This is a genomic window from Bacteroides sp. 3_1_13 (genome assembly GCF_001185845.1).
Lineage (GTDB): Bacteria > Bacteroidota > Bacteroidia > Bacteroidales > Bacteroidaceae > Bacteroides > Bacteroides xylanisolvens.
This window is the reverse complement of the sequence record NZ_KQ236956.1, coordinates 1,242,991-1,267,447: the sequence shown is the minus strand read 5'-3', so window position 1 is coordinate 1,267,447 and position 24,457 is coordinate 1,242,991. Positions and strand designations below refer to the sequence as shown.

Here is a 24,457-nt window from a genome sequence, read left to right as displayed (position 1 = left end):
AAATTATCATAGATATGAGAAGAAAATATTTTTTATGTAGTATGGGGAAATATGTATGTTTCCTGGCAGTATGTGTGGTAATGTTGTCGTCATGTTATAATGACGATGATTTAAAAAACTCAATTTCCGGTCTGGAAGACCGCATGGATAAGTTGGAAGCTTCGTTACAAAGTGTACAGACAGATATTTCCACATTGAAGACGCTGACTGATGCTTTATCTCAAAATAAATCAATCGCTTCTGTGTTGGAGAATGAAGACGGAAGTTATACAATTAAGTTTTCAGATAAGACGGAAGTAACTATTCGTAATGGTGAAAATGGGGAGGATGCTCCGCAAATAACCGTGATAAAGAACGAAGAGGATGGTATCTATTATTGGGGAATAACTAGTACAGACGGTAAAAAGACATTCTTGAAAGATGGAGAAGGAAAAATGATGCCTGTAACGGCTGCCGCTCCTAAGATTCGCATTAATACGAACACGAAAGAGTGGGAGATTTCTACGGATAGTGGAAAGACTTGGGAGTCTACTGGTGTTTACGCATCTGGTGAAGGAACAGGAGATACCTCTCTTTTTAGTGGAGTTAGTCAGGATGATGATTATGCGTATTTTACTCTGAAGGATGGCACAATATTAAAGTTGTCGAAATCTAAGGAATTGAAATGTGAGATATTATCAGGAAAACAATATTTTGCAAACGGCGAGGAGAAACTGATTTCAGTTGAAATGAGTGGTATTTCGAAGTATACCGTAACGAAGCCTGATGGTTGGAAAGTTTCACTGACAGGAAAGGGACTGACTATTACTGCTCCTGTGGCAGAGAATCAGTATGCAGAAACGGGGGGCAAAGTGGCAGTAATGGCTGTTGCGTCTAATGGGCAGAGCATAATCTCGGAGATTCCGGTGATAATAGGTGAGGCTCCTGTTACTATATCTGTTGAGGGCCAAACGGTTTCTACTACTTTAACGAGTGGTATAGAAATGTATTATTTGGGAGTGCTGGAAATTAATGAATATAGTGCAGAGGCTGTAGCTGAATTAGTGAATGGATATGTTGCCCGTATGTATATGAAGACAGAGGCTCTTGATAAAGTTCCATTGGCAGAACTGATAGGTAAGGATCCTGAAGCCGGAAAGACATATATGATTTGGGCAGTACCTCCATCTGAAGCTGGTAGTGAATATTTGCCTGATGACGTGATTGCCAGCGTGATTAAGACTGCTGCAACAATAGAACTGAAGGTTTCGGATATAACGTTTGAAGGTGCAACGGTTTCTGCGATCAGAAAGGGTTGTGACGTTTATTATACAGGGATTTTAGATAAGCCGAATTATTCACCCGAAAGAGTTATTGAAGATCTGGCTTATGGGGGAGGAACCAAACAGTTTTCAGATTATACCGGGCCGTTGGAAGGTAAGGTGTTAGATTTTCTTCCGACAGTAATACCGGGAACAACGTATGTACTTTGGGCCATTCCTTATAAGGAGGAGAAGGGCTATAAGACAGAAGAACTGGTGGCGGTTGAAATTGCAGTTCCTGCCTTGACGTATGACGGGACAGCGGCGATAAATATTAGTAGTGTTGTTACTACGGTTTCAAGCATTAGTGCGACTATTACTCCCGGAACAGGTTGTTATAAGTTCTATTATTCTTATATGAAAGAACAGACTTTGGCCAATTATGCGACCGACAAGGACGTAATCTCTTACCTTATCAAAAGCGGGGATTCTTCCAAAGAGGCAAAAAACTTTGAAAGGATCTCTTTAGACCCGGGAACAAAAGGTTTTATTGTTGCGGTAGCTTTGAATGAAAAAGGTCAGCTCGGTTCGTTAGTGAAAATACAGGCTGACTCCAAAGAAATATCTTATAATCCTTCAATTTCGGTAGATGTGGCAATAGAGGCAAGTGTTCTATCTACAACTTTAACGTTGACACCAACCGGGAATCCGGTAAAATACCGTTATGTTCACATGAAATTGAAAGACTTCACAAATAGTTATCCGTATTGGGGAAATGAAGAAGCGGTCAAACAGGCTTTGGTGATGAATAGTGATGTAACTGAAATTGTTGCCGCTGAACTGAAGAATCATCAATTGACCATTGAGGATGTCGAGTTTAATACAGAATATATACTGTTCATGATAGCTATTGATGCTGATGGTAATCCTGCGTCAACCATAGCAAAGAAGGAGTATACTAGTGCAAAACCGACTTTTGTAAGGAAAGACAGAGATGCGGACTTATGGAATGCCAGTGTGCCGGAAGTGACGATTGACAAGATAGAAAAAGATAAGTTCTATACCGTTTCTTACACTGTGAAACCTAAGTCTGCTTGCAAAGTATTTTATGTATTTGCCGGGCCGGCAGATTATCTGACTGGTATGTATGATGAACAAATCAGGTATGTAATGAAAAACGGAGTAAAACAAACAACTACTTATTCGGGAAGTGCTTACGGAACATTACCTACTAATATCAATGTAACCTGGATGGACGAAGAAGGACGTTTTTATGAGGTTTCTAAAACCGTAGTAGAAGCTCCGGCACAATAATCTTTTTAATTTTTCTAATTTAATAATAATGATAGATGAAAAACTTATTTAATAGCTTTTATAGTATAGTATTGCTTGCCTTGTGTCTGATTGCTTTCAGTAATTGTTCGGATAGCGACGACGGGGGAGATGTCGGTGATACTGATAATGGAATCACTGCGATTGGTACTGAAACGGAAAAGACGGCTTCTATTTATGGAGAGACTGTTGAGATTTCGTTTACGGCTTCTGGAAAATGGACTCCTTCTTTGCAATATTCTACAGGAGCAGATTGGGCTGCTATAACTAATACCAGTGGTAACTCTGCTGCCGGTAAAGGGGGATTAAAGGTGAAAATTAATAAAAACGAATCCGGAAAAGAGCGAGTATTGACTGTGGTTGTGCAAGTGGAGGGATATAAAACTCCTGTTACAGTATGTACTATCACACAAGGAGGAGGATCCGGAGCAGCAGAAGATCTAGCTCTTAATGAGTATATGGATAAATATTTGAAGGAACATTATCTCTTTAAAGAAGAATATAATACACTAGATGTAGATTATGCATCGGTTTCTTATGATAATTTTCTGTCAACTTATCTTTTACCAATGAAAACTAATATTGAGGATGGCGGAACTTATCGTGCATTTTCAGTCAATGCAGGCAAGCGTTATATCTATTCTTATATTATGGAAACTGGTTCCAGTAGAACTCGTGCAAATACTCGTGCAACAAGTGTTGTAGGATCGGGACTTGGAACGTTTTTCTCTTCTTACATGCCGGATAAAACAACTATTGGATTAGCCATTGGATATGTATATCTAGAATCTCCTGCTGAAAAAGCCGGATTGAGACGGGGGGATGTAATTGTTGCTGTGAATGGTACGACTTTGAATAAGAGTAATTACCAGCAATATATGAGCACTTTGTTTTATGCAGGTGGAGGTGAAACTTTTAAGATCGGCTACAGGCGTAAAATCTTTGATGAAAACCGGGGCGGCTATGATTTGGTGGATGGAACTACTACATTAACCACTGGTAGTTACAATAATAGTCCTATCTTGAATTCAATGTTTATCAAAGACAAAAAAGAGAATAAATTCAATATCGGTTATTTAGTTTATCTAGGTTTTGATTTGAATTTTGAGGAAGATTTGAAATATGTAATTCAACAGTTCAAGACAGAGGGCATCACAGATTTGATTTTGGATTTACGTTTTAACAATGGAGGTTCTGTTGAATTAGCTCGTTATTTAGCCGCTTCTATCGCTGGTACATCACATCGTTCGGATGTATTTATGAGAATGCAACGTAATTCCGGTGCAGATGAATATATCCGTTTTGGAGATGGTGATGATCTAAATCTTAAATCTGTAAGAATCATCTGTTCGGAAGAAACGGCTTCCGCCAGTGAATTGATAATTAGTGGATTAAGAGGCATAGATTTTCCTGTGAAATTATTTGGTAGCCGCACGGAAGGAAAGAACGTAGGAATGGAAGTGCAAGAATATAAATATGGAAATAAATATTATGAATTTGCTCCAATTACTTTCCGTTCTTTCAATGCAAAAGACTGGGGAGATTATGCTGACGGTATTGACCCGGATGTCATGTTGAATAATCAAAACTCAAGCTATGAAGATGATATTGATAATGTATTCCCTTATGCTTTCGGAGATTGGGACAATTTTGATTTCAATTATCCATTATATTGGGCACTATGCGATGTTCAAGGGGTGGATCCGACTACAGGAGAACCTGTGAAACGTAGTGGAAGAGCTGGTTTGACACGTTCTTCAAAAGATGAAATCATCAGAGTACCATCTGTACCTTTGAAACGCCCTGCGGGAACTTTTGGCTCGCTCATTTACAACAAGCCGGAAGTAGAAAACTTATATTAGTAAGACTAAATCTCTTGTGAAATAAATTTTCTCTTAAGTTAAAGGGGATGCTTCTCGATAAGGTGTTAGTGAGAGCATCCCCATTTTGCTTTAATACTATAAAATCACATGTAATAATTATGACATATTATGGGATTCTGGAAAATTGCATTAGTAAGTCTATTATTAGGAAACAATTCGGTTTTATCACAGAATAATCGATTGTTTTATGACTATGATAATAATGGAAATCGAATTTCACGGACAAATAATATTGAGAGTAAAGATCATCGAATAATGATTACTGCTTCTGTTGATATTCCATATTTGGAATATGATGTAGCTGTTGATGTAAATAATCATACTCTTGATACACTTTTAGCAGTAGGATCTACTCCTTATTTTTTTGATATAGCAGCAAATGGTGCTTCTAATTTTTCAATTCCTCTCTCATTGCCTGTTGGCAATGGTGGAATAGGACCTAATTTGGAAATTGTATACAATAGTTATAGTGGAGATGGAGTTTTAGGTACAGGAATAAATTTGTCATGTTTATCTTCGATAACTCGTAGTAATGAAGAGTCTAGATTTAATGAATTATATTCTTGGAATAAATATTATTTGGATGGTATACCTCTAATAGCAAAATGGGTGGATGGAAAAACAGTCTATTATAAAGAAAATAATGATTATTCCTTAATAACCAGAGATGACTATAAACGTTACTTTGTATTGACCACTCAAGATGGAATGAAATATTATTATGGTGATTACAAAGGTACCAGAGCATACCAATTATCTAATGCTGACCAAACTACTATTATTTCCTGGTATTTAGCTTGTCAAGAAGATCCTTATGGAAATTATATATTGTATAATTATCAACAAGATATTGAAAATGCAGATATATGGTTGAAGTCAATTGAATATACATTAAATGATTCATGCAATTACACACAAACCAATCGAATTGATTTCTTATATAATCGTGTGAAAGATGTTCCAACTGGTTTTCTGAATGGTTTCAGGGTTAAACGTGATAAGATATTGAAAGAAATTTTTGTTTTTGCAGGAAGTGAACAGGTACGTATCTATAAAATGAAGTATATCAAAGATGAAAAAGATATATATCCAAAACTTAATAACATACAAGAGTTTGGAAAGAATAATGTAGCATATAATCCTATTATAATAGGCTGGGGAAAGCATCAAGGTGAGAAATGTTTGCAAAAATATGCATTTGAACATCGTCCGACAGATGTGATCCAAGGAGACTTTAATGGTGATGGAATAGAAGATTTTCTAACAATAGATAAACAATATATAATGAGACCTCCAGAATATATGGATTCTATAAATATTGTATTAGAGGTCCAAACAATAGATAAAAAAGGAAATCGTGAAAAAATATGGACTACAACCATTTATGACCAAAATTATTCTTTTACTGTTATTCCTGGAGATTTTAATGGAGATGGTTTATTGGATTTAGCTATGTTAACTAAGGATGATACGCATTTCATAATTATGAAAGCGTATCTGAATGAGGAAGGTAAATTAGGTTATAAAACAACAACCCGTTTGGGGGGAGTTGCTAGTCCTGTATTAGTTGGGCATTTTGAGGGAAATAGAAAAGATCAACTCCTAATCGGAAATAAATGCTACTCTTTTGATGATGAATTAGTAAAATATACTTCCCTAGAAATAAAAGGGACTTTGCCAAACAATGGGAGTTATGCAGTCATAGATGTTGATGGAGATAAATATGACGATATCATTGTGTATGATAAAAAAAAGAAGGAGGTTGTGGCTTATGCTATTAATTCTTATGGGAGTATCTTTGAATTGACGCATTTTTCATTTAATGAAGGGGAAATTAATGATCTCAAATTCGGGTACTTCAATAATGATCGATATGCAGATATCTTTTTTTATTGTAAATCCGGGGAACAATACAAACAATTGATATATTATTATAATGGAAAAGAATTTATTAAAGGAGAAATTACAGAATCACATCCTAATTTATCTTTTTTAGTTGCGGATTTTAATAATGATGGTATATCGGAATTAATGTCCTGTTATTATACAATTGATCAAGATAAAGAGGCTAGAGCTACGATTGTTAGTTATCCCGGATGTCATTTTACGAATAATATCTATGATATTGATGTTACGGATTTATTTCTATCTCCTGATATTTCTCCTGGAACTACAAGATTAGATGATGTGTATTCATATAAGGGAAAATCTTATGTTTATCCTATAAAACATGATCTTTTTGCCGGTGATTTTACAGGGGATGGTAGAGCTGATGTATTAGCCATTTCTCAATCCAGAGTAACAGGGCCGGGGGTGATTACACGTTTTCGTGACGTAAAATACAGTTTGGTAACTTTTGATGAACAATGTTCTTCTGATGTGGTGATTGATATCATAGATGGTAATGCGGGTAGGCGCTCTATTGAATATAATAGTCATGTACAATCACGTGTGAGTAAGAATCCGCTAATAAAAGGATTATATACTCATTGGAATAAGCAATACTCATTAATTCGAAATGTAAATTATGTACTAACATCCGATTTACATAAAGACATTCATATTGGTAAGAAGTCATATTCATATACTACTCCTTTTTATAGAAAGGATAAAGGTAACTTTGTTGGATTTGAAAAACAAATAATAACAGATTCTCTTTTAAATACTATAACGGTTAACACTTATAATGTATTAGGATCTCCCTGTATATTATATCTTGCCAAAAGCGAGTATCGTGTTGGACATGAAATCGTTTCGTCTACTAACTATGGAGCTGAATTACATAATTTGTCAGGGAGCTATTATTTGAGACATACATCCGTTTTTGAAACAGACTTGGATAAGCAATGTGAAAAAGTGGAGCAATATACTTATGATGAAATAGATAATATCATAATCTCTGATGTTAGTTATCAAGGATTTGCTAGGGTAAATAATATGCCAGAAAAAAGAATTTTAACCAATTATCAATATGTACGTCCGGATAATCTATTATATAAAAAGAAACCTTCAAAAATTACAACTGTCTACACAAGAGATGGAGCTAATAGTATCACTCAAACAAAAAGATACGCTTATACTCCACAAGGAAAAATTTCTTTAGAATCATTTAATTCATATTTTAGATTTTTATCGGTTCGACTTAACCGATTGAAGAATAAACTTTTAGCGAATTATTTGAGAAATAGAGGTAACGATTTAGCAACTGTGCGAAATTCAGCGTTTTGCGTTGCTATACTGTCAAATAACTCTTTCATTTGCAAATATAATATCTTTTTCCGAAAGTACGAACTATCGGTGGCAATTTTATAAAATCGGCTTGCGAAAAAAGAAAATCATTCATCCCATTCATGAGGTTATGTTATGTAACAAATAGAAAAGGTGGTCAATGACCACCTTTTCTATTTGTTACGTATACCAACTATAGGAACTGTCTTTTCCATACCCGATTTAGCGGAATATTTGAATATCCCTATTTGTTTAGCACATTTACCTGAAGGTATCTTAATAACTTGGTCGTCATAGTAAGACAGTCCATCCTCATTCAAAAATAACACAGTTAATCCTGTTGGTATCAAGTATCCTTGTTTTACTTCGTTAGCTAAGGCTTCACCTGAATCCAAAACTTGAAATACCTTAAAAGAATTTTCACTTATACATTCTCCCTCTTTTTCAAATAATGTAATTCCTTTATAAGTAGAATTTCCACCAGCTATAAGCATGGAAACAACAACCACTAGAATAGCTCCAGTGACAACACCACCAATGAATATACATACTTTTTTCATAGCTGTCCTTGTCTAAATATCATCCAAATCATTTTGGATTTTGGCTTCAACATTTTGAGAATCACGATAGCGAATCATTACCATACCTTCATAAACTCCAGAAGACTTTTCAATTGAAAGTTGTATATCTCCTCCTGTCACTTCCCATGCACTACCATATACAACCGTTCCCTGATGCACTTCCGCCATTAAAGCGGTATTGGAATCTAAATGGGCAGGGTTGTTTTCTTTTGAAATTGTCGGCTTGCCATATTTACGAGTATATAAATCCTTATAATAGTCGTAAGTATTAACAAGGGTATTCCACTCCCCACTTGGGTCAAATAAAACGACAACTGCAAAAACATTTTTTCCATCGTCTGTAGCAGTTACCCCTACCGTTGCTTGACGACCTGTAAAGTCCCCTGAAAACAAAGTTATATTGTTTTCACGACCAATTGAAGTAAATCCTTTAGATTTGAGCTTTTGACAAAATTCTGTCATACTTCCCTCAATGGGAATACCCTTAAACGAAAGGTGCTCTTGTGCCATAATGTCAATGACTGCAAAGAGTACTGTTAAGGTGATTAAAATTTTCTTCATACTTATCATATTTAATTGGTTATATAGTAGTTAATAAATTAAAGTCTTCAATAGATATTTTACCTATTGAAACAAGCCATTCAAGATAAGAAATATCATCTTTAATATCGCCAAATTTTTGTCCCTTATATTTCCCAAAATCAATAATCCTTTCTGAAATAGATATATCCAAAGTTTTTTCGACATTTGGATACAATCGTTTAAGCTCTTTAAAGTCTATTTTGAAAAGCCTATCTGTCGTTTCTAACCAATAAAGATATTGATAATCCATTTTATAAATATCCCCCAAAGATTTCCCTTTATATTTCCCAAACATAAGTATCTCATCCGCTTTGTGAATAGGAAATATTTCATCAAGAGATACGCCAGGAACATCAATTAAAACCCACTCTCCACATCCGGCACAAGGGATTTCTTCATCTTTGATATTTGGATAACACTCTTTCCTATAAGTGTCATCAGGTTTACCATTCATAAAGCATTTACCATAAGCTTTTCCATATTTACCACGTGGCTTTACTGTTTCAACTAAAAAGGTTCTATCTCGATTAGGGTCAATACGCCTCTCTTCACTTGATGAGCGTGCTAAACCCAACTCACACCGTTTAACTAAAAATGGTGTTCGCTTACCTATATTGTAATAAATATTAAAAATATTATCGTGTGGGTACATATCTTATTCTCATTGTGGTGGACACTCAATTATCTTTAAATAATTTGTCAAGTTCTTTTCTTATTGCGCCTAACGCTATATTTTGGTCATGGCTTACAGTCATTCCTATTCCACTACTTTTTACTACTGCTATACGTTGATTGTTATTGTAGTCGTAAAATGTTACTGTAATATATGTATGTCCTCCATCCCATTTTTCAGAAGTAACATGGATATTAGGCGTAAGAATGCTATCAGAACACTCCAATACCTTTGAGATATTAGAGGTAGATAACACTTTTAGATTTGTTTCTGCAATTTGATTTTGAACTGCCATTATAATATCATCTAATTCTCTATCACCTGATGATTCACTACCAAAAATAACATACTTGTACTTGCTTACATCTGCATTGCTTGATAGTACAATCCTGCTTGATGCACAAGATGTCATTAATGTTATAATAATAGCGATAGGTATAATTTGTTTGATTAATTTCATATTTTTCTTTATTCCTATGGCTCATTAAGTTCCAATAAAGCCGTTAATTACACAGAAGCGTGGAACTGCAATGCCACGTCTTTGTTGAAGGTCGTAGGAAAACCCTAATGAGCAGATGTAGTAATAGCAGCCCACGCTATAGCGTGAGAACCACTATGCCATCCTTGCTCATTTTGAAAATTTCCTACGTTTTCAACAACAAGATAAGCATAACGCTTCTTTCTTTTCTAATATGTCTTGGACGGAGTTTCCCCAATCCAAACACAAAAGTAATGAAAAGTTGTGATAATCACTTATGTTGCAACAGATTTATTTGCTCGCTGTTTAAAATCGGAATTCTACAGTTTCATTCCTCTGCTTTTCCTTTGCGGTTGTATAGGTCGGCGTATGTTCTGCTTTAACTTCTCGAACTGTTCCTTGAACCACTCGGCAATGGGCTTTCGGTCGATGGCAAGAACTAATCTCGTCCCGTCCGTGGGGTCTTTCACTACTTGAAACCCAGCCTTTTCGGTCGTGAATTTCCGTCCGTGTTCTTCCGAGTAGAGTTCCCCTGCATACTCCAACGGCTTTCCCTTGACGAGCGTTGCGGTCTGTCTTTCATCGAACCCAATAAGGCGGCAGAGGTTTTCGATACGGAGCATTTCACGGAAATAGGGAAACCATGCCGCAGCCCTTGCAATTACCGTTTTCAAGAAAGATATTTCCTCCTTGTGCTTCGTTTCTTTGTCCGCTATCTCCCTGCGGTGCTTCCGTTCTACTTCTGCCATCTGTCGGCTGTGGTCTGCCTGCATGTTCTGTATTCTGTCTTGCAGGGCTTCGATGGTTTCCTCGTGGTCGGCTATCTCTCTATGCAGGGCGGTGTTCTCCCTTTCCAATGTCTTGACCTTGTTGCTGCCGAAAAGAGAACCGACACTCTCGGCGATGTTAGCGGCTGCGGTGGTTGCTGCCCCTTTCAGCTTCTCGGTCTGTATTTCTTTTTTCGCCTGTCTTAGTTCTTCCCGTGCCGTTTCTTTCTGCTGTTGCAAATCCACCACTTCCGCTTTGAGGTCGTCGGCAAGTTTCTGTATATCCCGATAATACTGCTGTGTGGACTTGTGGCGAGCTTTCGAGCCGTCTATGCCTCTTTGCAGCCCGTATTTCGCCATCGCTTCGGCATAGGTATCTTGGTAGGACTTCAATTTCAGCCGTGTCATAATATCGTCTGCGCACAGCCTCACGGTGTCGGTCGGCTTCTTGCGGTATCGCTTCTTCGTCTGTTCCTCCCTTTTCCTGCGCTTTCGCTCTCCTTTGACGATGGGGACGAGCGTGACGTGTATGTGCGGCGTTTCCTCGTCCCTGTGCAGGTGAGCCGCCACGATGTTCTCCTTTCCGAACGTGTCGGCGAAGTATTTCAGATTGTCGGCGCACCACTCGTCCAAACGTCCCTCTTCCTTTATCCGCTTCATGTCCTCGTGCGTTCCCGATACGTTGATGCGGATAGCCCGTACTTGGTTGCTTCCGATTTTGCGTGTCAGCCCCGCTTCTTCCAATCTCCGCTGTATAGCCGCCGAACGGTCTTTCACCCCGTCGGGGTAGTCGATGAGCCTGCGGTTTAAGTACGTGCGTGTGGGGTCGGCGTTCTTCGGTATGATGAAACGCTCGATATGTGCGGTCGTTCCGCTGTCGCTGCCGTGCGCCTTTTCCATGTGTAAAACTACGAAACCCATATATTCTTCCTTTCTTTTTTGGCTTGTGAAACAATGATTTTTTGTATTTTCGGGGGCGGCAAATGCCGTCCCCGATGGGGTGTGCAGAGGGGCTTGCCCCTTGCCTTATTGGGGAATTTTCAGCGTTGCTTGCAATGCGGCTCGGAAAATTCCCTAATAAGCTATGGTATTTTCTTCGTAAATACCCTGCGGCGTGCTGCCCGTCTGCCTTTCGGCGGTGGCTGTCCCTGCCGTCTGCTTACCCGTATAACCCCACCTTATTATTTTTCCCTTTCGGTCGGTGGTGGGCGGCGGGGCGGTCGTTTCCGTTTTCAAAGGCTCTTTTGCACGGGGCGGTCGGATACAAGGTTTTCCCGATAAATACGCTCGCAGCGAAGCGAGAGGAAGATTTATCGGGAAACGGCGCAGCCGCTTGACCTTTTAGCCGACATAAAGCCCCGTGCTTGCTTTGCCTTTGTAAACGGAAATGATTGCTCCGCTTTCCTCTGAAAAGAGGAATAGAACCTGCAATATATATCACCATAGTGATAGGTTTGCATGTTGGTATGCTGGTATGTTGGTATGTTTGCATGTTGGTATGTTGATATGTTGGTATATCATCACGCTTTCCAACGGCTGTTGGGCTTGCCGTCCGAAACAACCGACACGAATACCGTCGTTTTCTCTTTTCGCCCGTGTATAATCCTTTCCAATAATGCCCTGCGGACTTTCGCCGCCCCGAACGATTCGACACGGAAAGCGAGGGCGGCTATCGTTTCGAGGTTGTAAACCTCCGCGCTGTATCTGTCCGATATGCGGATAATGCGCTTTATGTCATATATACTCAAAACTCCGCTTTTGCAGAGTGCCTTTATCCCTGCCCGAACCGTCGGGACGATAACCCCGAACAGTTCGCAGATTTCCCACTCGGTCATGGCGGTTGCACCTATATCGTTCGGCAGGAAGATATTGCCCTGCTCGTCCATCGTGATAATATTCCTTTTTTCTTTCATCGGGATTCTGTTTTTAATTAGATGGCTCGGCAGATATTCTTCTCCATATCTTCCAACTTGTGCGACAAGGTTTCCATGTCTTGGCTTATCTTCTGGGCGGTGATTTTGGCGTAAATTTGGGTGGTCTTTATGTTGGTATGCCCTAAAAGACGGCTCACCGTTTCGATGGGTACGCCGTGCGATAAAAGTACGGTCGTAGCGTTCGTGTGGCGTGCAACATGGTAGGTCAAACGTACCTTGAAGCCGCATTGTCTGCCTATCTCTTTAAGTATCTTGTTGCAACTTCCGTTGCTCGGAACGGGGAAAACATGACCGTCCCTTGCCAGCCCCTTGTATTTCTCCATGATACGCTTGGGAACGTCCAAAAGACGGATGTTCGATTCGGTGTTGGTTTTCTTTCTTCGGGTGATTATCCACAGATTGCCGTCGAAGAATGTTTGCAGGCGGTCAATGGTAAGGTTCTTCACGTCCGAATACGCCAAACCCGTAAAAACAGAAAAGACGAACAAGTCCCGTACAAGTTCATGGGTGGCGTTCTTCATCGGTGCGTCCATGAGCGTCTGTATCTCCGTTTGGGTGAGGTAGCCCCTATCCACGCTTTCGGGAGAGTTGATATATCCCGCAAAGGGGTTGAACGGCAAACGCCCGTCGTTCCTCGCAATGGAAACGATGTGTTTCAACACAATCATGTAGCCCCACACGGTATTGGTGCGGCATTTCTTCTCCGTGCGCAAAAAATACTCGAAATCGTTGATGAATGTGAGGTTGAGTTCCTTTAACGGGATGTCCTCACGCTTGTAGGCATGGGGCAGGAACTCCCGAATATGGTTGCAGACCGTCCGATAACGGGTAAATGTCCCCTGCGCCCTGCTGTGTCCGACTTTCTTCTCAAACTCGGCGTTGTGCTGCTCGAACAGCTTCAACAAGGTTTCCTGCTTGACGCCGATACCGAGATAGGCGTCTTTGAGTTTGGCGGCGGTAACATAACCGTCCGTCTGCATCAGTTCTTGATAACGGCGGTTTACATCCACACGGATTTTATCTACCGCAAGGTTGATTCTCTGCGCTTCGACGCTCTTGCCCGAAGCACGGCTGTTCTTCACGTCCCACAACCGTGGGGGAACGTCCATCTTGCAACTGAACTGTTTAATCTCGCCGTCCACCGTGATACGGCACATCAGAGGCAGGTTGCCGTTCGGCTTCTCGCTGCCTTTCTTCACGTAAAATAATACCTTGAATGTACTTCGCATACTCACTCCTTTTTTGGGTTACAAAATTAGTTATTAGTGAGTTACCGACAGCTATGCAAATCGACGCAAAACGCAGAAACAGAAGTATTTAGCAAGAAATCTGCACCCGTTACGGGAGTAATGAGGTGGTAACTGAACTTCTGCACCGTTTGGCTTCGAGGTGGCATTTCGTTGGCTCTGCTCCATAGAAAAACAAAGCGTAACGAACGCTGTATCAGCTAATTCGCTACGCTTTGCCCAAATTTGCTTTTTCGCTATGTGTTTATTTTAAAAGATATCAATATAATGTATGTGGTCTTTTGGTTGCGGAGAGTATAGAAGATTCTATCACTAAAAAACAATTTGTTTATGAATATGATACTAACTTTTTACATCGGAGTAAGACTATATCTCCGACAGGCTTAATCTCAACTAATACAGCTGATGTCTACGGAAATACTCTTATTAATACCGGACCGGGAAATCTGAAAACATATTATACTTATGATGATTTATTCAGACCTTATAAAATTAAGGCTCCCGATGGTACTGTTTCAGTCCGGAAAGCAATAAGAGGAGGACGTGATAAACAAGGATTCTATGTTGCGAATTATGTTATATTGAATGGAAATACAGAAAAAAGTATTATTTTTAATAATGCCATACACTACGATTGTCTGGGGAGAGAAATTCGAAAAGAAAAAGTTCTATTAAATGGAACACATGAGCATATTGATATTTTTTATAACGAAAAAGGGTTATCAGAAAAGTTGTATTCATATAGAGGGAAAGTTTTAGTAAATTCGAAAGAAATGTATTATGATAATAAGAATCGTATTATACAAGAGAAAATATCATCTCCAGTTGATGTGGGCAAAAATGGAAAAACTATAGACTATGTTTATTATGATCCAAATGTCAGGAGAGGGAAAAAGGTAAAAGCTGTAATAACTAATGTATCTACTACTGATTCTATTGTTACAACAATGATATATAATCGTACTGCTTTACCTGTATTAAAAATTGAAAATAGTGATTCAATAGTTTACCAATATGATAGTGCTGATAACTTAATTAAGGTACGAACGGTAGGATACCCGACAGAGGATAAATATACAGATTATGGATTGAGAGTTTCTCATTTCAATAATTCTACAGGTAAATCGACATATGAATATAATAATTTCAATGAATTAGTTAAAGAAGTTGATGGTCAAGGAAATAAGATTGAATATGCTTATGATAAAGAGGGAAGAATAATAACAAAAACGACAGGAAAAAATACTGTTCATTATATTTATGACGCACTTACTGGTTGGCTAAAAGGAATTGAATCATTATCACATAAACTGGAATATTTATATGATAATATAGGACGGGTTATTGAAGAAAAGAAAACGACATTAGGGATACCGATGGTCAAGAAATATCAGTATGACAACTTTGGACGTTTATCAGTGTATACTTCTCCGTCTGGTTTCAAGCAAAAGAATGTATATGATGATAGATTTTGTGAATTGGTTGAGATTCGTGATATAACTACAGGCGATTCAAAAATTCTATGGAAACGCACGAAGGTCGATTCTTTGGGATATATTTCACAGGTTATTAATGGAGATAATCGAACAGTAGATTATACGTATAATAATCGTGGAGAATATACACATATTTATTCTCCGGGCGTTATTGATTTTTTATATCAATATGATCATCGTGATTTGATGCTTTCACGTAAAGAAAAGTTTTATACGGATGATTTATGGAAAGGATTTGATGAGCATTTCAGCTATGATACTTATGAAAGGCTTATTGCATCTGAAAGAAAAGGAAAAACAGGCCAAGAGGTTTCATATTCTTCCGGTTATCGGATTGCATCAAAATCCGACATAGGGAGTTATTTATATACTAGCGATAAATCTCGAATTCATAGCATATCCACAGTGTCAGAAAGAGATTATTATCCTTCACAGATATTAACCTTTTCAACAAATAATCGTATTGCTACAATACCACTAGTGTCCCATTAAAATTGGGACAAATTAAAAATTAAATAAACTTGGCCCATTTGGTCCGAATCGTTCTTTGTCATTTTGAAATTTAGTTTTGTCAAAAAGGTCTTTCAGATGAGTTTTATCAGTCAATGAGATGCTCAATATTTGTAGCACTTCATATGTACTTCTATCCAGTTGCATATCGTGTTGAATGATTGCCACCAAACAGTAAGTGCATATTGCAGCATATATCTGTATTCGAACGGCATTCTCTGTAGTACCCCAAAATCTTTTGATTCTAAGATGCTGCTTGAGCCATTTGAAAAACAGCTCTACCTGCCAGCGGTTTTTATAAAGTTCAGCCACTTGAAGCGCAGATATATGCATGGCATTGGTTATGAATATGAACTCTCTTTCTTGTTCCTCATCCCAATATTTAACAAGTCTAATAGGCTCTGGATAGTATTGTTTAGGATAGAATCCAGTCAGAAGAACACTCGCATCTGAAAGCACATTCTTAGGCAGTCTGCGTTTCCATTTGATGAATTTGCATTGAAGGTTCTTTTTTGCTCTGACAACGAAGTAGGCTTCAATCAGATGAATCCTATTCAGCATCTTGAAGTTGTTGTATCCGCGGTCAAAGATGTAATAAGAACCTGGTTCATAAGGTATTTCAATCATAGCTTTAGAATCATGTACGGATGCTTCCGTGATATGAAAAAATGCAGGGATCTGTGTTTCTACATCATATAATGTATGCACTTTGATACCTCCTTTCTTCTTGCGGAATTTAGCCCACCAAAAGACTGAAAGACACAGGTCGATAGTTGTCGAATCAAAAGCATAAACGTTACCGCCAAGTTTGAAAATATGATTAACACGCTTTTGCCGTGCTTCGCTAACTAGGTAGTAAGCGTATTCTTCAAAGATATGATAGTCTCTATCTTGATTTGCTCTTGCCAACGATGACTTTGATACGTTTTTACCCATCCCTAAATGATAACATTTGGAATGATGAGCTTCAAGAGCAACTATCAAATCTCGCAAACTTTCACGATTAGAAAGTTGACCAAACATCAAAGCAAGTAGCTGATTCCAGCAGGTGAAGTGCTTCACATATTTGTCGCCATCATACTTGCGCACAATGTAGTTGAACTTATTCCTATCTAAGAATGACACTAGTTGAGAGAAAACGTATTTTTCTTTATGCATTTGCAAATCTCCTTTCAGAGATGCAAAAATGCAAATTGAAATCCGTTTAATCGAAAAAACGCTGTAACTAACTAAATTTCAAATATTTCAAAGAGCTATTTTAGATTTTAATGGGACAGCAATGCTACAATACAAGAAAAAGATAAGATATGGACTTATGATTATGATGTAAATGAGATGCGTGCAAAAGCGGTGTTGGAAGAAAATGGTATTGTACGATTAACTAAATATTATTTTTCTAATTATGAAAAAGAATGTACTGATAACCAATCGACTGATATTGATTATATTTATGCAGGTGAAAATTTGGTAGCTTTAAGAAAGACTACTGAAAATCAGGTGGCTATATATTTTGTCTATTCTGATAATTTAGGTTCTATTCGATGCTTGACTGATTTTCAAGGGAATGTAGTACAACAGTTGGGGTATGACGCATGGGGGCAACGTCGCAATCCATTGACTGGCGAGAAATTGACTTCTATAGAATTGATCGATTCTTATCGTATTACGCGACGTGGATTTACAACTCATGAGCATATTGATGAAATGAACCTGATTAATATGAATGCGAGAATCTATGATCCTTTAATTGGTTGCTTTATTAGTGTTGATCCTCACGCTGCCATGAATTATATAATTAATCCTTATACTTATTGTAATGGCAATCCATTAAAATGGATTGATTTAACAGGAGAAGATATGTGGAGTACGTCTGACCCTGACTTGATAGACCGGATGTTTAATTTATACAAGGATGGCCAGAATATGTTTGGCAAACCTTATTCTGTAAGTAATGATTGGTTTTATCTAACTCATGATGAGTTTGTTAGAGCCTATGCAGTATATGGAGTTGCTGTATTTTCTTACAATGGTAGCTATGACTTGAGTAGTTATGGGACTATAAGTGATGGGGAAATCACAATTCATGGGAAGCTTCCGAAAAAAGAGGAAACTGGCATTCCTAGTGTAGGTGATGCTTATTCTATGATAAATTATGCAGTAGGGACATATACTGGAATAAAAGCTTACTCGCGTGTACATGATGGAATGTGGCGTGGAATGGATGGTAAATGGTACAAAACATCTTGGGGAGGTAACCAATATACAGGGGCTCGTAGTACTGTGATGAAAAAGGCTCTACGTTTAGAGAAAATTGGTAAATATATGTTCTGTCTTGATGCTGTAATTAATGGAGTTGTAATTTGGAACAATGCTTCTGAAAATAATTACGAACTTATATTCCAATCTTCGGCAAATATTGTTTTCGGATATATTTCTACTTATGGTGGACCTCCTGGAATGATTGTGGGAACAATGTATTATTCTATGACTTTCGCTCCTCATGGATTTATATTTTGTCCGATAACAGAACCGACTTTCTGTTCATCTGATAATACTTATGTTGAACCATATAAAAAAATATATTGAGAATGAATATACTTAAACAAATATATGAGATATATGAATATCTGTTTTATCGAACATATATATGGCAGCTTAGATTGTGGGGAGAAAAGCGGTCGCCAGAAGTAGCAGGGTTATTACTACCGACTTCATTGTTTACTTTTGTTTTTGTTGGCCCAATAGTTGGAGTATTACATTCATTGGAAGTACCAAACAATGAAGAGTTAGGTATACTTTTGGCTGTTATATTCACTTTTGTTGCTCATAGATTATTTATTAGTGATGGACAATATTTGTCTATTGCTGATAAATATCGTAATGAAACTAAAGAAAAACAACGACAACGTATGAAGCAAGTTTGGATTTTTTTAGCAATAAATCTTATTTGGGTAATATTCTGCATCTTCTTATTCATCAAAGTGATACCCCCGCCATCAAATGCAGATACCTCTAATAAGAATCCTTCTCCAGAATATATAGAGATGCTGAAAGATATAAGAGACCGACGAGCACAATAGAATATAAACAGTGAAATAAATTTGTTGTATAATAGATTATAATTTAGAACTTAGAAAAATGAGAATTATTTTATTTTTATTATTGGGTTGGTACACAATCGGAAATATACAAGCACAAATCAAAGAGCCTGTAAAGTTCAAAAATGAGTTGAAAATGACATCTGAAACGGAAGCGGAAATCGTGTTTACTGCTTCGATAGAGAAAGGATGGCATGTGTATTCGACCGGGCTAGGGGATGATGGACCTATTTCCGCTACTTTCAACATCAATGCGAGTAATCATGTAGAAACAATGGGTAAATTGCAACCTGTTGGAAAAGAAATCAGCATCTATGATAAGATGTTCGAGATGAATGTGCGCTATTTTGAAGATACGGTACAGTTTATCCAAAAAGTGAAATTTACAGGAAATGATTACTTTATGGATGGGTTTCTGGAGTTTGGAGCTTGTAACGATGAGAGCTGTTTACCTCCGACTCAAATTCCTTTTAAATATGGGAAAAAAGCAGAAGCAGATTTAATAGTTGTAAAAGGGAAAGAAGAGGCTCCGGTAAATGTGGTAGAGAAGCAATCGGAAAGTGATCTTTGGAAACCGGTAATCAATGAATTACAGGTGTTAGGTGAAGAACATTCTCAAGAGGATAAATCTTGGTTGTATGTCTTTGTCACTGGATTTCTTGGCGGATTATTGGCTTTGTTCACTCCCTGCGTATGGCCGATTATTCCTATGACTGTGAGTTTTTTCCTGAAAAGAAACAAGGATAAGAAGAAAGGAATTCGGGATGCATGGACTTATGGTGCTTCAATTGTCGTGATTTATGTAACACTGGGATTAGCAATTACTTTAATATTTGGTGCCAGTGCATTGAACGCTTTATCAACAAACGCCGTATTCAATATTCTTTTCTTCCTGATGTTGGTTGTTTTTGCAGCTTCTTTCTTTGGAGCATTTGAACTTACTTTACCTTCTAAATGGAGCAATGCAGTGGACAGCAAAGCGGAAGCGACGAGTGGCCTATTAAGCATTTTTCTGATGGCATTTACGTTATCTCTAGTGTCTTTCTCTTGTACAGGGCCGATTATCGGCTTTCTGCTCGTACAGGTTTCTACGACAGGTAGCGTGATTGCTCCTGCTATCGGAATGTTAGGCTTTGCCATCGCTTTGGCTTTACCATTCACACTGTTTGCTCTTTTTCCTTCGTGGCTGAAATCAATGCCTAAGTCAGGAGGGTGGATGAATGTAATTAAAGTGACATTGGGTTTTCTGGAACTGGCTTTTGCTTTGAAATTTTTGTCGGTTGCGGACTTAGCCTATGGCTGGAGAATCCTGGATAGGGAAACTTTCCTTGCGTTATGGATTGTGATTTTCGGACTAATGGGGTTATATCTGTTGGGAAAGATCAAGTTTCCGCATGACGGTGATGAAAACAGGGTAGGCGTGGGGCGCTTCTTTCTTGCGCTTGTTTCTTTAGCATTTGCTGTATATATGATTCCCGGACTTTGGGGGGCACCTTTGAAAGCTGTCAGTGCATTTGCTCCTCCTGTGATGACACAGGACTTTAATTTATATTCGAATGAGGTCCACCCCAAATTCAAGGATTATGAAATAGGTATGGAGTATGCACGACAACAGGGAATGCCTGTGATGATCGATTTTACCGGATATGGTTGTGTGAATTGTCGTAAGATGGAAGCGGCTGTATGGACAGATAGTAAAGTGGGTGGTATCATCAATGATAAGTATGTACTTATCTCTTTGTATGTGGATGATAAAACTCCATTGAATGAGCCTATAAATGTTGTGGAGAATGATACGGAACGCACTTTACGAACAGTAGGCGATAAATGGAGCTATCTGCAACGGGTGAAGTTTGGAGCAAATGCCCAACCTTTTTATGTATTGCTGGATAATGACGGTAATCCGTTGAATAAATCTTATGCATACAATGAAGATATTCCAAAATATATAGAGTTCCTGCAGGAAGGGCTGGAGCGATATGTGAAATGATGGATATTAGACATTCAGCTTGTATGTTATGGCTTATAGCTAAAGTTTGGAATGAGAAAAAGAATAATTCTTTTTGGGCATTTTCATAGAAATACATAGAATAGTGTTATCTTTGTAAAGTGACATCGGGTTTAATAGAGCAAATTGTATAATAATATTTGTGTCTGACATATAAGCAGCATGAGGGCGAAAATTTCTGCTGTGATGCTCTGAATTACATGATCTGAAAATGTGAATGTTGCCCTTGTCAAGATGGGCAGATTAAGATAAAGATCCCTCGTGGATCGGCTGCCTGTGAAGGTCGCTCTATTGTTTGTTTTGTTTGTGTTTTGGTGCACCTTTTTTCTGATAAAGAATAAGGTGCACTCTTTTTATAGTTATGTATATGTAATATTAAATATATTTTTGAAGAAAAAAGAAGATGGGTGAAAAAGCTTCAATGTGGAATCTATGGCACGGCTGTCACAAATTAAGTGAAGGCTGCCGTCATTGTTATGTATACCGGACGGATGGTAAATATGGAAAAGACAGTTCGGTGGTGGCAAAGACAGAAAAGTTCGATTTACCCTTGCAGCGTAAAAAGAATGGTACGTATAAGATACCTTCGGGGAATTTGGTATATACCTGTTTTACTTCAGATTTTCTCATTGAAGATGCAGATGAATGGCGTGCCGAAGCGTGGGAGATGATGCGGATACGGCAGGATCTTCGTTTCCTCTTTATCACTAAGAGGATAGACCGGTTGCAACAGTGTCTGCCTCCCGATTGGGGAGATGGCTATGACAATGTGACCATCTGCTGCACGATGGAGAACCAGGATAGAGTGGATTATCGTTTACCTATTTATAAAGAAATCCCTATTAAACATAAAATCATTATCTGCGAGCCGCTTCTTAGTCGGATTGATTTCAGAGGTGAGCTGGGAGAGTGGGTGGAACAGGTAGTGGCAGGAGGAGAGTCAGGAAAAGAAGTCCGGGTATGTGATTACGAGTGGGTATTGGATATCCGGCAGCAATGTATAGATGCGAATGTCGGTTTTTGGTTTAAGCAGACAGGGAGTTATTTATTAAAAGACGGACATGAGTATAAGGTTGCACGACAATTTCAACATTCGCAGGCGAGAAAGGCGGAGTTGAATTATACACCTGATAAATAAGAAATAAAGATTAATATAGATCTTTTTTACTGAAAGCGAGGGTTGCTTAGCAATCTTCGCTTTCGTTTTATTGAGTACAAAATACGGATAATCACGTCTTTTTATAAAGATATTGTGTAAATTTTAAATTATCCATATTAATGAAACAGATAAAACTGTTACTTCTTTTAGCTTCCGCCTCCGTTACGGGAGCACTTGCGCAAAGCAATGGATTGACGGATATGAGTCAGAGCCGTTTTGCGAAGATGGCGAATACCGGAATCAGTGCCGTACATTGGACAGATGGATTCTGGGGAGATCGCTTTCAGGTATTTAGCCGGACTTCCCTGCAAAGTATGTGGAACACTTGGAACACGCCGGAGATCTCTCACGGTTTCCGTAATTTTGAGATTGCCGCTGGTGTGTGTAAGGGTGAACATTGGGGACCTCCGTTCCATGACGGAGATATGTATAAATGGATGGAGGGTGTGGCTTCTGTCTATGCTGTCAACAAAGATCCGGAACTGGATAAGTTAATGGATAACTTTATTACTTGTGTCGTAAAAGCCCAACGTGCAGACGGTTATATACATACGCCTGTTGTTATCGAAGAACTGAATAAAGGTATTGACTCTCATGCATTAGGGGATCAGCATAAACAAACGGTCATTGGAACGAAAGTAGGTGACGAGAATGAAAAAGGAGCTTTTGCCAATCGGCTGAACTTTGAGACATATAACCTGGGACACCTGATGATGGCGGGTATTGTGCATCGTCGTGCCACCGGAAAGACTACTCTTTTTGATGCTGCTGTGAAAGCGACAGATTTTCTTTGCCACTTTTACGAAACGGCTTCTGCCGAACTGGCTCGCAATGCCATTTGCCCTTCACATTATATGGGAGTGGTCGAAATGTATCGTGCCACAGGAAATCCCCGTTATCTGGAACTTTCGAAGAACCTGATTGATATTCGCGGTATGGTGGAAAACGGAACGGATGATAATCAGGATCGTATTCCTTTCCGCGACCAATATCGTGCAATGGGGCATGCCGTACGTGCAAATTATCTGTATGCAGGAGTAGCGGATGTATATGCCGAGACAGGCGAACAACAGTTGATGAAAAATCTGACTAGTATCTGGAATGATATTGTCACCCGGAAGATGTACGTGACCGGAGCTTGTGGTGCTCTTTATGATGGAACGTCACCGGACGGGACTTGCTATGAGCCGGATAGTATTCAGAAGGTACATCAGAGCTACGGACGTCCTTATCAGTTGCCGAATAGTACAGCGCACAATGAAACATGTGCCAATATCGGAAATATGCTTTTCAACTGGCGTATGCTGGAAGTGACAGGGGATGCGAAATATGCTGATCTTGTAGAGACTTGTCTTTATAATAGCGTATTGAGCGGTATCAGTCTGGACGGAAAGAAATATTTCTATACCAATCCGCTTCGTATCAGTGCCGATCTTCCTTACACGCTTCGTTGGCCGAAAGAACGGACGGAATATATCAGTTGTTTCTGCTGCCCGCCGAATACATTGCGTACATTGTGTCAGGCACAGAATTACGCCTACACATTGAGTCCGGAAGGCATTTACTGTAACTTGTATGGTGCAAATACGCTGACTACGACTTGGAAAGACAAAGGAGAGCTGGCATTAACACAAGAGACGGATTATCCCTGGGAAGGAAAGGTACGCGTAACGTTGGATAGAGTTCCTCGTAAGGCGGGTGCTTTCTCGCTCTTCTTACGTATTCCTGAATGGTGCGAAAAGACTACGCTCACAGTGAATGGACAGCCGCTGCAAACCAATGCAAAGGCAAATTCGTATGCGGAAGTAAATCGTACATGGAAGAAGGGGGATGTAGTGGAGCTGGTGATGGATATGCCTGTCCGTTTGCTCGAAGCCCATCCGTTAGCAGAGGAGATTCGTAATCAGGTGGTCGTGAAGCGCGGGCCGTTGGTTTACTGTCTGGAAAGTATGGATATTGCAAACGGGGAAAAGATTGATAACGTATTGATTCCCGCTGATATAAAACTAACTCCGAAGAAAATCACAATTGAAGGCAGTCCGATTGTTGCACTTGAAGGAATGGCACGTCTGGCATCTGCAACTTCGTGGGAAGGAGTGCTTTACCGGCCGGTTGTTCAGGCTGAAAAGACAGTAAATATCCGTTTGATTCCTTATTATGCCTGGGGAAACAGAGAAAAGGGAGAAATGACTGTATGGATGCCTCTTGCCAGATAGTCCGGATTGTTTAGTATACAGAAA

Annotated in this window: 17 protein-coding genes; 9 read left to right on the top strand and 8 right to left on the bottom strand. The window is 38.8% G+C overall.

The genetic code is table 11. The annotated features are described in order from the left end of the window. Positions 1-14 precede the first annotated feature (14 nt). From HMPREF9009_RS17730 to HMPREF9009_RS17720, 3 genes are all read left to right on the top strand, one after another. On the top strand, positions 15-2,555 hold the full coding sequence (locus HMPREF9009_RS17730; protein WP_049702885.1) for a PL29 family lyase N-terminal domain-containing protein: 2,541 nt from the start codon (positions 15-17) through the stop codon (positions 2,553-2,555). A 35-nt stretch (positions 2,556-2,590) separates the two neighbouring features. After that, positions 2,591-4,435 (top strand): S41 family peptidase, encoded by a 1,845-nt coding sequence (locus HMPREF9009_RS17725; RefSeq protein WP_049702884.1) that lies wholly within the window; start codon positions 2,591-2,593, stop codon positions 4,433-4,435. 129 nt (positions 4,436-4,564) lie between these two features. Beyond that, positions 4,565-7,768: an FG-GAP-like repeat-containing protein gene (locus HMPREF9009_RS17720; protein WP_049702883.1), complete on the top strand. Its 3,204-nt coding sequence runs from the start codon at positions 4,565-4,567 to the stop codon at positions 7,766-7,768. Between the two features lie 89 nt (positions 7,769-7,857). On the opposite strand, the gene HMPREF9009_RS17715 is transcribed toward HMPREF9009_RS17720, so the two are convergent. The 7 genes from HMPREF9009_RS17715 to HMPREF9009_RS17680 form a co-directional block, all read right to left on the bottom strand. Further along, positions 7,858-8,244 (bottom strand): hypothetical protein, encoded by a 387-nt coding sequence (locus tag HMPREF9009_RS17715; protein ID WP_049702882.1) that lies wholly within the window; start codon positions 8,242-8,244, stop codon positions 7,858-7,860. Between the two features lie 12 nt (positions 8,245-8,256). Next, positions 8,257-8,826, bottom strand: a complete 570-nt coding sequence (locus HMPREF9009_RS17710; RefSeq protein WP_049703371.1) for a hypothetical protein — start codon at positions 8,824-8,826, stop codon at positions 8,257-8,259. Between the two features lie 19 nt (positions 8,827-8,845). Beyond that, positions 8,846-9,499 (bottom strand): exodeoxyribonuclease X C-terminal domain-containing protein, encoded by a 654-nt coding sequence (locus HMPREF9009_RS17705; protein WP_049702881.1) that lies wholly within the window; start codon positions 9,497-9,499, stop codon positions 8,846-8,848. Between the two features lie 25 nt (positions 9,500-9,524). Further along, complete coding sequence (locus tag HMPREF9009_RS17700; RefSeq protein ID WP_049702880.1) at positions 9,525-9,980, bottom strand: hypothetical protein; 456 nt, start codon at positions 9,978-9,980, stop codon at positions 9,525-9,527. A gap of 338 nt (positions 9,981-10,318) precedes the next feature. Then, on the bottom strand, positions 10,319-11,686 hold the full coding sequence (gene mobV, locus HMPREF9009_RS17695) for a MobV family relaxase (RefSeq protein ID WP_049702879.1): 1,368 nt from the start codon (positions 11,684-11,686) through the stop codon (positions 10,319-10,321). A 599-nt stretch (positions 11,687-12,285) separates the two neighbouring features. After that, the gene (locus HMPREF9009_RS17685; protein ID WP_049702877.1) at positions 12,286-12,678 is read right to left on the bottom strand and encodes a hypothetical protein; all 393 of its coding nucleotides are present in this window, start codon (positions 12,676-12,678) and stop codon (positions 12,286-12,288) included. 17 nt (positions 12,679-12,695) lie between these two features. Next, positions 12,696-13,928 carry a site-specific integrase gene (locus tag HMPREF9009_RS17680; protein ID WP_049702876.1) on the bottom strand — a complete coding sequence of 411 codons (1,233 nt, stop codon included), beginning with the start codon at positions 13,926-13,928 and terminating at the stop codon, positions 12,696-12,698. 233 nt (positions 13,929-14,161) lie between these two features. Here HMPREF9009_RS17680 and HMPREF9009_RS17675 point away from each other — a divergent pair, with 233 nt between their 5' ends. Beyond that, positions 14,162-15,934, top strand: coding sequence for an RHS repeat domain-containing protein (locus tag HMPREF9009_RS17675; RefSeq protein ID WP_157446488.1), 1,773 nt, complete (start codon positions 14,162-14,164; stop codon positions 15,932-15,934). A 12-nt stretch (positions 15,935-15,946) separates the two neighbouring features. On the opposite strand, the gene HMPREF9009_RS17670 is transcribed toward HMPREF9009_RS17675, so the two are convergent. After that, positions 15,947-17,110: an IS4 family transposase gene (locus HMPREF9009_RS17670; protein ID WP_049702635.1), complete on the bottom strand. Its 1,164-nt coding sequence runs from the start codon at positions 17,108-17,110 to the stop codon at positions 15,947-15,949. Between the two features lie 177 nt (positions 17,111-17,287). Here HMPREF9009_RS17670 and HMPREF9009_RS17665 point away from each other — a divergent pair, with 177 nt between their 5' ends. The 5 genes from HMPREF9009_RS17665 (at position 17,288) to HMPREF9009_RS17645 (ending at position 24,433) form a co-directional block, all read left to right on the top strand. Further along, positions 17,288-18,538 carry an RHS repeat domain-containing protein gene (locus HMPREF9009_RS17665; protein ID WP_049702874.1) on the top strand — a complete coding sequence of 417 codons (1,251 nt, stop codon included), beginning with the start codon at positions 17,288-17,290 and terminating at the stop codon, positions 18,536-18,538. A 2-nt stretch (positions 18,539-18,540) separates the two neighbouring features. Beyond that, positions 18,541-19,032 carry a hypothetical protein gene (locus HMPREF9009_RS17660; RefSeq protein WP_032848910.1) on the top strand — a complete coding sequence of 164 codons (492 nt, stop codon included), beginning with the start codon at positions 18,541-18,543 and terminating at the stop codon, positions 19,030-19,032. A gap of 58 nt (positions 19,033-19,090) precedes the next feature. Next, the gene (locus HMPREF9009_RS17655) at positions 19,091-21,040 is read left to right on the top strand and encodes a protein-disulfide reductase DsbD family protein (protein ID WP_049702873.1); all 1,950 of its coding nucleotides are present in this window, start codon (positions 19,091-19,093) and stop codon (positions 21,038-21,040) included. Positions 21,041-21,461: 421 nt separating this feature from the next. After that, positions 21,462-22,196 (top strand): DUF5131 family protein, encoded by a 735-nt coding sequence (locus HMPREF9009_RS17650; protein ID WP_004318385.1) that lies wholly within the window; start codon positions 21,462-21,464, stop codon positions 22,194-22,196. A gap of 140 nt (positions 22,197-22,336) precedes the next feature. Beyond that, positions 22,337-24,433: an aceric acid hydrolase gene (locus HMPREF9009_RS17645; RefSeq protein WP_049702872.1), complete on the top strand. Its 2,097-nt coding sequence runs from the start codon at positions 22,337-22,339 to the stop codon at positions 24,431-24,433. Positions 24,434-24,457 lie beyond the last annotated feature (24 nt).